At 68.0% G+C, this 12,590-nt stretch carries 8 protein-coding genes; 7 read left to right on the top strand and 1 reads right to left on the bottom strand.

The window, feature by feature from the left end:
• Nucleotides 1–1,800: AAA family ATPase (locus VB737_RS02535; RefSeq protein ID WP_500310857.1), on the bottom strand; the 1,800-nt coding region annotated here is incomplete at its 3' end.
• A gap of 72 nt (nt 1,801–1,872) precedes the next feature.
• Between VB737_RS02535 and VB737_RS02540 the strand changes: the two genes are divergently transcribed.
• From VB737_RS02540 to VB737_RS02570, 7 genes are all read left to right on the top strand, one after another.
• The gene (locus VB737_RS02540) at nt 1,873–3,036 is read left to right on the top strand and encodes an efflux RND transporter periplasmic adaptor subunit (protein WP_500310859.1); all 1,164 of its coding nucleotides are present in this window, start codon (nt 1,873–1,875) and stop codon (nt 3,034–3,036) included.
• Between the two features lie 10 nt (nt 3,037–3,046).
• Entirely contained in the window at nt 3,047–6,457 is a 3,411-nt protein-coding gene (locus VB737_RS02545) for an efflux RND transporter permease subunit (RefSeq protein WP_500310861.1), read from the top strand.
• Complete coding sequence (locus VB737_RS02550) at nt 6,457–6,741, top strand: hypothetical protein (RefSeq protein ID WP_500310862.1); 285 nt, start codon at nt 6,457–6,459, stop codon at nt 6,739–6,741. The genes VB737_RS02545 and VB737_RS02550 overlap by 1 nt, the downstream gene beginning before the upstream one ends.
• Before the next feature lie 76 nt (nt 6,742–6,817).
• Nucleotides 6,818–7,963 (top strand): efflux RND transporter periplasmic adaptor subunit, encoded by a 1,146-nt coding sequence (locus VB737_RS02555; RefSeq protein ID WP_500310864.1) that lies wholly within the window; start codon nt 6,818–6,820, stop codon nt 7,961–7,963.
• Nucleotides 7,964–7,969: 6 nt separating this feature from the next.
• Complete coding sequence (locus VB737_RS02560) at nt 7,970–11,275, top strand: efflux RND transporter permease subunit (RefSeq protein ID WP_500310866.1); 3,306 nt, start codon at nt 7,970–7,972, stop codon at nt 11,273–11,275.
• An 84-nt stretch (nt 11,276–11,359) separates the two neighbouring features.
• On the top strand, nt 11,360–11,854 hold the full coding sequence (locus VB737_RS02565; protein WP_500310868.1) for a hypothetical protein: 495 nt from the start codon (nt 11,360–11,362) through the stop codon (nt 11,852–11,854).
• 295 nt (nt 11,855–12,149) lie between these two features.
• The coding region (locus VB737_RS02570; protein WP_500310870.1) for a LysM peptidoglycan-binding domain-containing protein at nt 12,150–12,590 on the top strand (441 nt) is incomplete at its 3' end.

A 12,590-nucleotide genomic window follows, 5' to 3' on the forward strand; every position in this document is an offset into this window, starting at 1 on the left:
GGCCGTGAGCAGCTCCAGCCAGGCCCGCCGTTGGTCCGCTGAGCAGCTCCGCCAGGGCTGGCGCGCTGCGATCCATTCAAAGCGCCCCTGCTCTTTGGGCCATGGCTCCAGCAGGGCCTGGAGCGGCTCGGGCGTCTCCGGCGCCGCGGCCAGCAGGCGGGGGCGCCGCAGCTGATCCAGCAACTGCAGCTGGGCCTGCAGGCGATCGAGCACGGCCGCCGATGGTGTGGCCAGCACCACCTCCCCCTCGCTGGCCGCTTCGAGCGGATCGAGGCCCCAGAGCAGGGAGTGGGCCTCCAGCACCAGCACCCGGTCGAGGCGGCCGATGGCGGCCTCCTCCCAGAAGCGCCGGCGCAGGCGATCGAGCCGTTCGCCCTCGGCCCCGGCCTGGCGTTGCAGCCAGCGGTTGAGCAGGGGGTCGTCCGGGCTGCTGCTGAGCAGGTCGCCGCGGTCGTCGGCGGCCGTTTCAGCCGCGGCGGCGAGCTGGGCGGCCCGGCGCTGCTGCAGCCGTTTCCGCAGCCCCCCTTCCCAGCCCAGGGCCCCCGGCTGCCAGAACACCTCCCCCTGCAAGGACTGGGGCAGGTACTGCTGGGCCACCCAGTGGTCGGCATAGGCGTGGGGGTAGCGGTAGCCCACCCCGTCGCCGAAGGCCTCGCCGTCCCTGTTGGCGTCGCGCAGATGGGCGGGCACCTGCTGGCGCCGGGCTTCGCGCACCGCCTTGACCGCGTCGAAGAACCCCAGGCTGCTGTTGCTCTTCTCGGTGCCGGCCAGATAGAGGGTGGCGTGGGCCAGGGGGTAGAGCCCCTCCGGCAGACCCACCCGGTCGAAGGCCGCGGCGCAGGCCTCCACCACCACCATCGCCTGGGGATCGGCCAGGCCGATGTCCTCACCGGCGGAAATCAGCAGGCGCCGCAGGATGAAGCGTGGGTTCTCGCCGGCCTCCACCATCCGCGCCAGCCAGAACAGGGCCGCATCGGGGTCGGAGCCCCGGATCGACTTGATGAAGGCGCTGATGGTGTCGAAGTGGGCGTCCCCCTGCTTGTCGTAGAGCACTGCCCGCTGCTGGATCGACTCCTCGGCGATGGCCAGGTCGATGCGGATCACCCCGTCGGCATCGGCTTCGGTGGTCTCCACCGCCAGTTCGAGGGCGTTGAGCAGGCTGCGGGCATCGCCCCCCGCCACGTCCAGCAGGTGGGCGCCCGCCTCCGCGGCGAGTTCGACGCGGCGCTGGCCGTAGCCGTGTTCGGGATCGGCCAGGGCCCGCTCCAGCAGCAGGCGCAGGTCTTCCGGCTCGAGGGGCTGGAGGCGGAACAGGCGCGAGCGGCTGACCAAGGCCTTGTTGACCTCGAAGTAGGGGTTCTCGGTGGTGGCGCCGATCAGGGTGACGGTGCCGTTTTCCACCCAGGGCAGCAGGGCGTCCTGCTGGGCGCTGTTGAAGCGGTGCACCTCGTCGATGAACAGGATCGTGCGCAGGCCGTGGTGCTCCAGCCTTTGCCTGGCGGCATCCACCTCGGCGCGCAGGTCCTTCACGCCGGCCAGCACGGCGTTGAGGCTGCTGAAGTGGGCCCGGGTGCTGCCGGCGATGATGCGCGCCAGGGTGGTCTTGCCGGTGCCGGGGGGGCCGTGCAGGATCAGGTTGCCGACGCGGTCAGCGGCAATGGCGCGGCGCAGCAGCCGCCCCGGACCCAGGATCGCCGCCTGGCCCACGAAGTCGTCGAGGCTGCGCGGCCGCAGCCGATCCGCCAGCGGGGCGATCCTGCGCCTAGCCTGCTCGCCCTGATGCCAGAACAGATCACTCACCGCCCCATCATCTCGCCGGGAGCGCCTCCGGAGCGGTACGGTCTGCCGGAAGACTTGTCCGTCGCTTAACCCGTGATCGGCCATCCGAGCAGGCCGCCTCGTCCCGGGGCACCCACGGGGCGCCTGCGACGCTCCGGCACCACCCTCAGGGCCGCCTCCGCACTCCCGGCCACCGCCGCCCTGCTGGGCGCCGCCTTGCTGGGCGCCTGCCAGGCGGAAGCGCCTGCGGGCCGGCCACCGCTGTCGGTGCGAGCCGAGCCCGCCACCCTGGCCCCCTTCACCGACAATGTCGATACCGTCAGCACCCTCGAAGCCATCGAGGAGGTGCGGATGGCGGCGCAGGCCGGCGGGCGGATCGAGCGGCTATCGGTGGGCCAGGGGGACAAGGTGGCCGCCGGCCAGATCCTGCTGGTGCTCGACCAGGCCCAGGCCCGCGCCGATGTGGCCCGCCTTGAGGCGGAGGTGCAGACCAACAAGCTCAACTACGAGCGCTACGAATACCTGGTGCGGCAGGGCGCGGCCAGTGCCTTCCAGCGTGACGAGTTCCGCCAGCGGTACCTCTCCTCCCGGCAGGATCTGGTGGCCCGCCGGGCCGACCTGGCCTTCCGCGATCTCAAGGCCCCCATCGGCGGCACGGTCGGCGACGTGCAGGTGAAGCTGGGGGATGTGATCTCGGCCGGTGATCCCTTCACCACGATCATCCGCAACGACCGGCTGATGGCCCGGGTGGATGTGCCGGCGGTGTTCTCCAATCGTCTGCGGGTGGGCCAGACGGTGATCCTCATGGATCCGGCCACCAACAAACCGATGGCCCAGGGGGTGGTCGGCGCCCTCGACCCGGGTGTGGTGGCCGGCACCCAGTCCCTGCTGGCCAAGGCCGAGTTCGCCAATCCCGGCGGGGTGCTGCGCACCGGGTTGCGCACCCGCACCCGCCTGGTGCTCGACAGTCGCCAGGAGCTGTCGGTCCCCTTCGCGGCCGTCACCCAGATCTCCGGCCAGAGCTTCGTCTACGAGGTGGGCAGCCTGGCCGATCTGGAGCGGCGCCCCGGCCGCGCCGACCTGGCGGTGGCCCGCAAGCTCCCCGCCGGCACCAGCTTCGCCCTCCAGACCCCGGTGCAGCTGGGCCCCCTGCAGAACAACCGCTATCCGGTGCTCAAGGGCCTCCAGCCGGGCGCCCGTGTGATCACCACGAACCTGATCAACCTCCGCAACGGCGCGCCCGTCAAGGTGAACTGAGCCCCGCCTGATGTCCCCTTCGAACACGTTCATCCTCAGGCCGGTGCTCACCACGGTGTGCAGCCTGCTGATCGTGATCGCCGGCCTGATCGCGATCCCGCTGCTGCCGATCGAGAGCCTGCCGGACATCGCCCCGCCCACGGTGCGGGTCAGCTCCCGCTATGTCGGGGCCGATGCGGTCAGCGTCGAGCAGGGCGTCACCAGCGTGCTCGAGCAGCAGATCAACGGGGTGCAGAACATGGAGTTCATCACCTCCACCAGTGCTGCCGATGGCTCCAGCTCCATCTCTGTCACCTTCGCCAGCGGCAGCGACGGCGACATCAACCAGGTGAACGTTCAGAACCGGGTGTCCCTGGCCCAGCCGAGCCTGCCGGAGGAGGTGCGTCAGTCGGGCATCACGGTGAACAAGGCCTCGAACTCGATCCTGCTCGTCTACAACTTCACCAGCGAGGATCCCAAGAACCAGTTCAGCCTCGAGACCATCAGCGGCCTGCTGGATCAGAACCTCACCGATGCGGTGCGGCGGGTGCCCGGAGTCGGTGAACTCACCTACTTCGGCAACCGCCAGCTGGCCTTCCGCCTCTGGCTGGACCCGGATCGCCTGGCCGCCAACAAGCTCACCGCCGCCGATGTGGTGGCGGCCCTGCGCAGCCAGAACCGGCTGGTGCCCGTGGGCCGCATCGGCGGTGCCCCCTCCCCCGAGGGCCAGCAGTTCACCCTCACCGTGCAGCTGCAGGGCCGGCTGCGCAACACCGAGGAATTCGGGTCGATGATCCTGCGCTCCACCGCCGATGGCGGCCTGGTGCGTCTGCGGGACGTGGGGAGGGTGACGCTCGGGGGTGAATCCTTCGACATCGAAGCCACCGACCTGCGCGGTGTCCCATCCGTGGGCATGGCGGTGTACCAGCTCACCGGCAGCAATGCCCTCGATGTCTCCAACGGAGTGGAGGAGGTGATCAAGGAGTTCGCCGAGACCCTGCCGGTCGGGATGACGATTCAGAAGATCTACGACAACACCGAATTCGTCGAGGCCTCGATCGAGGGCGTCTCTTCCGCCCTGCGGGAGGCGGTGGTGCTGGTGGTGCTGATCCTGTTCCTGTTCCTGCAGAACTGGAAGGCCACCCTGGTGCCGGCCATCGCCATTCCGGTGGCCCTGGTGGGGACGTTCCTGTTCGTGAAGGCCTTCGGCTTCACCCTCAACCAGCTCACCCTGTTCGGCCTGGTGCTGGCCACCGGGCTGGTGGTGGATGACGCCATCACCGTGATCGAGGACACCTCCACCAAGAAGGGCTCCGGCCTCAGCGCCCTGGAGAGCGCCAAGTCCACCATGGACGAGCTGTTCGGCGCCGTGATCGCCACCTCCCTGGTGCTGTTCGCGGTGTTCGTGCCGGTGCTGTTCTTCCCCGGGGCCACCGGGACGATCTACAAGCAGTTCGCGGCGACGATCATCTTCTCGATCCTGATCTCCACCTTCAACGCCCTCACCTTCTCGCCGATGCTCTCGGCCCTGCTGCTGGCGCGAGAGGGTGCCCCCCCCAGCCGCCGCACCTACGCGATTTCCGGTGTGTTCATCGGCTTCGTGTATGGGTTGCTGGCCAGCGGCGGAGGCACCCTGGTGGCCCTCGGTGTGCTGGCGCTCGCCGCAGCGATCGGTTACGGCCTGCATCTGCTGACCCGGCTGCCCCTGAGGCTGCCTTTCGCGATCGGCGGCGCCGTTGCGGCCTTGCTGCTGACGCCGCTCAACAGCCCGGTCGAGGTGCTGATCTACACCCTGGTCGGTGGGGTGCTCGGCTGGGGCGCCCTGGCCATCTTCCGCCGCTTCAACGTCGTCTACGCCGGTGTCGAGCGGCGCTACCACGCCGCTCTGGCCTGGGTGCTGGGCAAGCGCCGCCTGATCATGGCCCTGCTGGCCGGCGGCATCGTGCTCACCGGCTTCGCCTTCACTTCCATCCCCACGGGCTTCGTTCCCGTCGAGGATCAGGGCTACGCTATCGGCATCGTCCAGGGCCCTGACGGCGCCTCCCTGGAGACGACGCGCCGCATCAACCAGCGGGTGGCGGAAATCCTGCGCAGCGAGAAGGACATCACCACGGCGGCGGTGTTCAGCGGTGCCAGCCTTGATGGCAACGCCCCCAACCGGGGCCTGTTCTTCTTCGGCACCCGCAACTGGGACGAGCGCACCTCCAATGACCAGTCGGTGGCGGCGATCACCCAGCGGCTGAACCGCGAGCTCTCGGTGATCCAGGAGGCCCGCATCATCGTTGTCGAACCGCCCGCCATCCCCGGGTACGGCACCGGGGCGGGCTTCGAGATGCAGATGCTCAACCGCAGTGGGGGTGCGCTCTCCCCGGCCGATTTCTTCGCGGCGGCCACCCAGCTGGTCGGCAAGGCCAACCAGAGCGGTCTGTTCGATCGGGTGTTCACCCAGTTCTCGCCGGAGGCGCCCCAGTTGCAGATCCTCGTCGACCGGGACCGCATGGCGTCGCTCGGGGTCGACTACGGCACGGCCATGCAGACGTTCAGCTTCAACATCGGCTCCTTCTATGTGAACGACACCTTCGATGCCGGCAGGGTTCGCCGCATCTTCGTCCAGGCCGATGAGCGCTACCGCGCCAATCCGGATCAGCTGAAGTCCCTGTACGTGCCCAATGCCAGCGGTGAACAGATCCCCCTGTCGGAGTTCATCACGGTGGAGTCGACCACGGGTCCGTCGGTGATTCCCCGCTTCAACCTCTTCCGTTCGATCAAGGTGGAAGGCTCCGCCCTGCCGGGCCGCAGCTCCGGCCAGGCGATCAAGGACATCCAGGACATCTTCGACAACCTCTCCACCACCGGCGTCGGCTACGACTGGACCGGCATCTCCCGGGAGGAGGTGAAGGCCGGAGCACTGGCGATCGTGATTTTCGCCCTCGGCATCCTCACTGTCTACCTGGTGCTCTCGGCCCAGTACGAGAGCTACAGCGATCCGCTGATCATCCTGATGACCGTGCCGACGGCCATGCTCGGTGCCCTGGCCTTCCTGGCCCTGCGGGGTGAGGTGCTCAACATCTATGCCCAGGTGGGCCTGGTGATGCTGATCGGTCTGGCGGCCAAGAACGGGATCCTGATCGTCGATCTCGCCAACCAGCGCATGCAGGAGGGCGAATCCGCCCTGGAGGCGGCGCGGGCGTCGGCCCAGTCCCGCTTCCGGCCGATCCTGATGACGGCCATCTCCTCCCTGTTCGGCTTCCTGCCCCTCGTGCTGGCCAGCGGCGCCGGTGCCCGCAGCCAGGCTTCCCTGGGTACGGTGGTGTTCGGGGGTCTGGCCGTGGCCACGGTGCTGTCCCTGTTCGTGGTGCCCGTGTTCTACGTCGTCATGAAGCAGCTCACCGCCGCATCGCCGTCTGCCGAGGCCGAAGCCTCCCCCGGCGTGGGGTCCTGATGCCGGCCCCCTGCCCACCGCTGAGCGGCCGCCGGGTGCTCTTTGCCGGCCTGATCACCGGTGTGGTGGGGCTGGCCATCGCCCAGTTCCTGCGCTCCATCGTCGACCACACCCCCCTGAGGGTCACCCCCCAGGCCCTGTTCTGGAGCACCGTGGTGCTCGGCGGTTTCGGTGTGGTGGCCGGCATGGCGGTGGAGGCGGTGCGCCAGCTGCAGGAATCCAACCCGGAGCCCGACTATCACCGGCACCATGGCCGCGGCGGCGGGCCCGGACCGCGCCGCTGAGGGGTCGCCTGCCGCTCTGGACCAGTGGGGCGAATGGGCCTTTTCCGGTACCTTGCGGGGGTATGAACCCGGTCCGGTGCGCTGGCAGGCTCTCCCCTCTCTTGTTCCCCTGACGTGGCTGCTGGCCGCCTGCGGCGCCGCCGCCCCTGAGGCCCGGCCGCCCCTGGCGGTGCAGACGGTCACGGTGGGGGAGTTCCGCTTCACGCCGGGCATCGAGACGATCAGCACGATCGAATCCACGTCCAACGTGGTGATGCGCCCCGAGACCGATGGCCGGGTGGTGCGGATCCTGGCCAGGGAGGGCCAGCAGGTGAAGGCGGGTCAGCCGATCCTGGTGCTCGACAACGTCCAGGAGTCGGCCGCTCTCGATTCCGACCGGGCCGAGGCGATCAAGGATCGTGTCAACGCCGAGCGCTACGTCTTCCTCAACGAGCAGGGCGCCGTCTCGACCAAGGAACGGGATTTCTACATCACCCAGGCGATCCAGAGCCGTGACCAGGCCCGCTCCAGCGCCGCCACCCTCGGCTACAAGTTCGTCACCGCCCCCATCGACGGCCAGATCGGCAACCTCGATACGGTCAAGCTGGGGGATTACGTGCGCCAGGGCCAGGCGATCACGGGAATCGTCAACAACACCTCCCTCTGGACCCTGATGGATGTGCCGGCCACCCAGTCCAGCCAGGTGAAGATCGGTCAGACCGTTGAGGTGGAGAGCCAGGGCAATCCTCCGGTGCGGGGCACGGGCCGGGTGGTGTTCGTCTCCCCCTACTTCGCCAATGCCACCCAGTCCTCGGGCCAGCCCAACACGGTGCTGGTGAAGGCGGAGTTCCCGAATCTCACCGGGGTTCTGAAGACCGGCCAGTTCGTGCGCAACCGCATCATCACCGGTAGCAGCGACCAGCTGGCGGTGCCGGTGGAGGCGGTGATGATGCAGGCCCAGCAGCCCTTCGTGTACCGCGTGCTGCCCCTCTCCACGGTTCTGCCCCAGATCAAGGCCTCGGATCAGCTGCTGCCCGCCCAGAAGCAGAAACTGGAGAAGCTCCCGGGCACCACGCCGGTGGTGGTGCAGACGGCGGTGAAGCTGGGCAAGCTGCAGAACAACGCCTATCCGGTGCTCTCCGGCCTCACCAAAGGCGATGAGGTGGTGGTGAGCAACACGGCCCTGCTGCGCTCCGGCATGCCGGTGCGGCGGGCCCCGGCCCCGGCCCCGGCGGCGAGCTGAACTCCGATGTCGTTCTCCGATAACTTCATCAAGCGGCCGGTTCTGACCACCGTCTGCAGCATTCTGATCGTGCTGGTGGGCCTGATCGCCATCCCCACCCTGTCGATCGAAAATCTCCCGAACATTGCCCCACCCCTGATTCAGGTGACCTCCAACTACGGAGGCGCCAATTCCCTGGTCACCGAGCAGGCGGTGACCAACCCGATCGAGCAGCAGATCAACGGCGTTCCTGGCGCGAATTACATCTCTTCCACCAGCACGATGTCTGGTGCCAGCACGATTCAGGTCTATTTCAATCAGGGGACGGACATCGACATCGACCAGGTGAACGTGCAGAACCGCGTCTCCCTGGCGATGCCCCAGCTGCCCCAGCAGGTGCAGGCCACCGGGGTTTCGGTGATGCAGAGCACCCCGTCGATCCTGCTGGCCTATCAGGTCACCTCGACGGAGGGCCAGTTCGATGCCGCCTATCTCAATGGCCTCATTTACCAGAACCTGTACTTCCAGCTGGAGCGGGTGCCTGGTGTGGCCACCGTGAACCTGCTGGGTGGCAGCAATCCTGCCTTCTGGTTGTTCGTCGATTCCAACAAACTCTCCGCCAACAACCTCACGGCCGATCAGGTGGTCAATGCGGTGGCCAGCCAGAACAGCGTCGCCATTGGGGGCCTGGTGGGCGGACCGCCGGCCGCGGGCAACCAGAAGTTCGCCTACCCGATCCTGGTGGAGAACAACGGCAACCTGGTGTCCGTCGAGGAGCTCAACAACCTGATCGTCGGCCGCACCTCCACCGGCAACCTGCTGCGTCTCAAGGATGTCGGCGAAGCCACCTACGGCACCAACACCTTCGCCCAGCAGGCGGTGAGCATCGAGGGCCACCCCTCGATCACGGTGGCCGTCTTCCAGACCCCCGAGAGCAACGCCCTCGACGTCTCGAACCAGGTGGTGCAGGTGATGGACCAGTTCACCCAGAGCGTCCCCACGGGCGTCAAGGTGTTCGAGATCTACAACATCGGCCAGTTCATCGAGTCGGCCGTGGAGGGGGTGGTGGATGCCCTCGGCCTGGCCATCGTGCTGGTGCTGCTGATCCTGTTCCTGTTCCTGCAGGACTGGCGGGCGACCGTGGTGCCCAGCCTGGCGATTCCGATCTCCCTGATCGGCACCTTCGCCTTCGTGAAGATCTTCGGTTTCTCCATCAACCAGCTGACCCTGCTGGGCCTGGTGCTGGCCACCGGCCTGGTGGTGGACGACGCCATCGTGGTGATTGAGGCGGTGGAGAAAAACCTGGAGAAGGGGATGCGTCCCCGTCAGGCCGCCATGGAGTGCATGGGGGAGCTGTTCGGTGCCCTGGTGGCCACCGCCCTTGTGCTGATGGCGGTGTTCGTGCCGGTGGCGTTCTACCCCGGCGGCATCGGCATCATCTACCGCCAGTTTGCCCTCACGATCGCCTTCTCGATCGCCATCTCCGCCTTCAACGCCCTCACCTTCTCCCCCATGCTCTCGGCCCTGCTGCTGCGGAGCCAGAAATCAGCACCCCCGGGCCGGTTGGTGGGCATCATCGGCGGTGTGGTGGTGGGCCTGGCTTTCGGCCGCTTCAGTGCCGCCTCCTTCGGCAGCATCACCTATGGGATCGGCGTGGTCGGCGGTGTGCTGGCCGGCGCCAATCTGGTCTGGATCTTCAGTCGCTTCAACGCCTTCTTCACGCGCCTGGAGCGTGGCTATGCCGCCCTGGTAGGGGCCCTGATCGCCCGGCGCCGCTGGATCCTGGTGGGCCTGGGTGGCGGCATCGCCCTCACCCTGTTCGCCTTCACCGCCCTTCCCTCCGCCTTCATTCCCGAGGAGGACCAGGGCTACGGCATGGGCATCTTCCAGCTCCAGAACGGCGCTTCCCTCAGCCAGACCCAGGGCACCGCCCTGGAGGTGGCCAAGGTGCTCAATGCCGAAGACGAGATCATCGCCGGCTCGGTGGTGAGCGGCTATGGCTTCAACGGCGCCAGCCCCGATCAGGGGGTGTTCTTCTTCGGCTTCAAGCCCCTCGAGGAGCGCAGCGGCACCGACCAGAAGGCCCCGGCGATCGTCAACCGCCTGAACGCCAAGCTCAGCCAGATCAGCTCCGGCATGGCGGTGGCGGCCCAGCCGCCGGCGATTCCGGGGTTCTCGGCCCAGGGGGGCTTCTACTTCCAGTTCAACGACCTCAGCAACGGGGCCTTCACCTTCAACCAGCTCGATGATCAGGCCAAGCAGCTGATCCAGGCCGGCACAGCCAGCGGCGGCTTCTCCACCCTCTACACCCAGTTCATCCCCAGTGCCCCGGCCTTCGGGCTGAAGATCGACCGCTCGATCGTGGGGGCCCTCAACATCGACTTCCAGCAGGCGATGCAGACGATCGCCGTGCTGGCGGGCAGCAACTATTCGGGCCTCACCTACGAGAGCGGCCAGGTCAGGAACATCTACGTGCAGGCGGCGGCCGAGAACCGCCGATCCCTCGAGGATGTGCTCAGTTTCTACGTGCGCAGCAGGGACGACAAGCTGGTCCAGGTGTCGGAATTCGCCACCGCCGAACTCACCAGCGCGCCGCCGGTGATCAGCCACTTCAACCTCTATCGCACCATCCTCATCCAGGGGGCTGAGGCGGTCGGCAAGAGTTCCGGGCAGGCCCTGACGCTGATTCAGGACCTGTTCCGCGCCCAGGACTTCAACAACATCGGCTATGCCTTCACCGGTCTGGCCGCCCTGCAGCTCTCGGCGGGCAACGCCAGTGTGCTGGTGTTCGGCCTGGGGATCCTGGTGGTCTACCTGGTGCTCTCGGCCCAGTACGAGAGCTACGTGACGCCGGTGATCATCCTGATGACCGTGCCCCTGGCCATGCTCGGCGCCCTGGTGTTCCTGGCCCTGCGCTCGATCGACCTCAACATCTATGCCCAGGTGGGCCTGGTGACCCTGATCGGTCTGGCGGCCAAAAACGGCATCCTGATCGTCGAGGTGGCCGAGCAGCACATGAAGGAGGGCATGACGGCCGCCGAGGCCGCCATCGCCTCGGCCGAATCGCGGCTGCGGCCGATCCTGATGACGGCTATCGCCGCCCTGGCCGGCTTCCTGCCCCTGGTGGTGGCCACCACGGCGGGGGCCAACAGCCAGCAGTCCCTGGGCACGGTGATCTTCGGCGGCCTGCTGGTGGCCACGGTGCTGTCGCTGGGGGTGGTGCCCCCCTTCTATGTGGTGGTGAAGGCCCTGGAGGCCCGCTGGTTCGGCGAGCCCGAGCCTGAGGAGACGGATCTGGCCGCGGTCCGAGACCAGCCCAGCGGCTCGATGTAACGAAACATGCAGTGCCCCGCTGGGTTCATTGCGGTGGCCCGGCCCGGCCGTGAGGATCGTTACAGGAGAGTGAGGATCGATCCCATGCTGCCCACGCTTGCCGAACGGCTGCGGGAGCAGCATGCCAAAAGCAGGGGGCGGCGGCCCTCGCGCCCGCCCTGGCCGGTGCCGGGCGAACCACCCACGGCCCTGCTGTTTCAGGCCCGCCCAGAGCAGGAGCGCGCAACGGTGCATGTTGAGCCGGCTGTGCCCGCCGCGGCCCCGATCGCCGACCCGGACCTGCTGTCCCCAGTGAACTCGGTCGTCGTCACGGAGATCGCCAGACCGGAGCTGGTGGCACTGTTGCCCAAGGTGCCGCCGGCACCCGCGCCACCCCTCACGGTCCCGGAGCGGACAGCCTTGGCGGAGCTGCTGCTGCTGCTGCTCTGGGCCGTGCTGGTCGTGATCGATGGCGCCCTGGCCCTGGCCTCCCTGATCGATGGCGCCGCCGGCCGACAGCGGCGGTCGCAGGTGAGCGCCGCCAGCGACCCGTCGCCGCCGGTGGCGCCGCCCTTCATGATGGCTGCCGCGGCACCCTGAACGCTTGCCGCCGGGGGGCCGCCGATCCGCGGGTCGGCGGCGGGATTGACTATCCCCGGTTGTTGAAATGTTGCATGGCTGCATTCAACGCTTGGGGTGACGATCTGCAGGCTCTGGAATGTGCTGATTCAGGGATGGTGGCCGCTTCTGGTAGCTTTCTTCTGCAGGGAGTGAGGGAATCATGGGGCGACAGTCAACGGCGGCCGGGGCTGTTCTTGCTGCCCTTTTTCTCTCCGTCAGTGGGCTTGGCTTCAGTCCGGTGGCCTTTAGCCAGGGGGCCCCACCCGCTCGCAGTGTGAAGGTTGTCCAGGGCGACACGCTGGAGGCCATCGCCGCCCGGTACGGGGTGAGCGTGCAGGAGTTGATGCGGCTGAACAGGATCACCAAGCCCGAGGAGCTTCAGATCGGCCAGCAGCTGAAACTGCCGCCATCGAAGGGGCTCGTGCAGGTGCGCGCCGGGGAGACCCTGGCTCTGCTGGCGGCGCGCCATCGCACCACCGTGGCCGATTTCCAGAAGGCCAACCCCGGCCTCAAGCCTGACCAGCTCAAGGTGGGGGCCTGGCTGAAGCTGCCTCCAGCCACTGCGGCGGCTGCGGCCAAGCCCACCGCGAAGCCCTCGTCCACCGCGAAGCCCTCTTCAGCGGCCAAGCCCTCCCCCACCGCCAAGCCTTCGCCAGCGGCTAAGCCAACCCCCGCCGCAAAACCAGCGTCCCCCGCCACCCCCTCGCCCGCGGCC

It is taken from the genome of Synechococcus sp. BA-120 BA3, from assembly GCF_034931285.1.
In the GTDB taxonomy this organism is placed as follows: Bacteria; Cyanobacteriota; Cyanobacteriia; order PCC-6307; family Cyanobiaceae; genus Cyanobium.